The organism is Ideonella azotifigens, from assembly GCF_006519715.1.
Taxonomy (GTDB): domain Bacteria; phylum Pseudomonadota; class Gammaproteobacteria; order Burkholderiales; family Burkholderiaceae_C; genus Ideonella; species Ideonella azotifigens.
On sequence record NZ_VIDT01000938.1, the window covers coordinates 1 to 1,718 of the forward strand.

Below are 1,718 nucleotides of genomic sequence, written 5' to 3' on the forward strand. Positions count from 1 at the left end.
GCGGATCTCCGGGTCCTCGAGAATCAGGTGGCCCACGGCCGTGTTGGACGCGGGCACGTGGTAGAAGCGTCGCGCCAAGCGCGGGGGCGGTTGTCCGGCCAGATCGCCCATGGCGCCGCGCGCCACCAGCCACATCACGAGCTCGATGCCTTCGGATCCGGCCTCGCGCACGTAGTCGACCGTGGGCACTGCGGCCAGCGCCTCGGGCTCGAAGATCAGCCGGTCGATGAACTGCTGGTCCCAGGCGCGGTTGATCAGGCCGGCGCGGCGGCCCTGCAACTGGTGGCTCATGCCGCCGGTGCCCCAGACCTGGACGTTCAAAGGCGCGGGAAAGCCATGGACCGCGCGACGCAGTGCGCGGCCCAGCGCAAGGCAGCGGCGGCCCGACGGCACGGGGTACTGCACCACGTTCACGGCCAGCGGGATCACGCGCACCGGCCATTGCCCGGTGACGGGCTGCTCGCCGAACATCAGCGACAGCGGCACCGTCAGGCCATGGTCAACCGGCAAGCGGTTGGCTAGGGTGAGGTCGAAGTCTTCCTCGATGAGCGACTGCGCGATGTGTGCCGCCAGTTCGGGGTGACCCTGCACCGGCGGTACCGGGCGAGGGCCGAAGCCCTCGTCGGCGATGGGGAACTCGGCGGCGGTACCCAGGGCGAACGTGGGAACCAGCTCCGGGCCGAAGGCCGTGGCGTGGTCGTTGTAGACCAGCACCACCACGTCCGGGCACCGCGCGGCGACCCATTCCTTGGCGAACTGGTAGCCCTCGAAGACTGGTTGCCAGTACGGCTCTTGCGTCTTGCCGTGGTCGAGCGCTGCGCCGATGGCGGGCACATGCGAGGTATAGACCGAAGCTGTGATCTGGGCCATGGCGTGTTCAGTCTGCGGTTCGGGGTGCTTGCGCATCGCCGTGTTCGCCGAGTCGGCGGTTGCCCTCGGGCGAGCGCCCGCCGGCCAACATCATGTGGCGGTACCCGTCTTCGCTCATTCCGCTCATCGAGCTCACCAACTGCAGCGCGCTGATGCCATCGGTGGCACCGATCTTCACGAGGAAGTAGATGTTCCCGCCCAGCGCGATGCAGGCGTTGTAGTCGCGGGCCCGGACGGCCGCGCGCTGCTCGGGCGTCATCGGCCAGGCTGCGAGGTAGGCGTCTTCGTCGGCTCGGAAGCGGCTCCGGTTGCCGGCCTGCATCAGTGACATGCAGAACTGGTTGAGCCCGTAGCCGCGGCGTGCCATGTCGGCATCGAACACGGTGGTGCCCGGAATGTCCAGGTAGGGCTTGGAGAGGGGTGGGCTCATGCGGATGCGCTCGAAGGTCTGGCGCTGCCGGCAGGCAGGCCGTTCAGCATGCGGGTCCGGCCACGCGGCTGCGTGCGCACCGGCGCAAGCTGCAGGCGGCGAGCAGGGCCGGGGCGATGTGGCGGTTGAAGGGCATGGTGCGGCGGGTGAGGCGTCAAACCTGCGGCAGGTCGGGTGTGTGCAGATCGAAACAGGCCACGCGCTGGTCGATGCGCCAGCCCTGCGCGCTGCGAACGAACCGGTCGATGAACCGACCGACGATCTGCCGCCCTTCGGCAGCGCGCCCCTGAGGGCCGCTGTCGGCGCGCAGGTCCGCGGCCCACAGCAGCACGCGGGTGGTGGCCTCGGCGTGGTCCGGGCCGACTTCGTCGAACAAGGTGCCGCAGACCAGGTGCACCGTGATGCGGTGCGCGGGACG

Annotated in this window: 2 protein-coding genes and 1 pseudogene; all 3 read right to left on the reverse strand. The window is 69.6% G+C overall.

Features of this window, described 5'->3' with window-relative positions; all coding sequences use genetic code 11:
• Positions 1-870: class III extradiol dioxygenase subunit beta (locus FKP22_RS29415; RefSeq protein ID WP_141291732.1), on the reverse strand; the 870-nt coding region annotated here is incomplete at its 3' end.
• Between the two features lie 7 nt (positions 871-877).
• Positions 878-1,300: a protocatechuate 4,5-dioxygenase subunit alpha gene (gene ligA, locus FKP22_RS29420; protein ID WP_141291734.1), complete on the reverse strand. Its 423-nt coding sequence runs from the start codon at positions 1,298-1,300 to the stop codon at positions 878-880.
• Positions 1,301-1,454: 154 nt separating this feature from the next.
• Positions 1,455-1,718: pseudogene (locus FKP22_RS29425) on the reverse strand (nuclear transport factor 2 family protein); the annotation flags it as partial.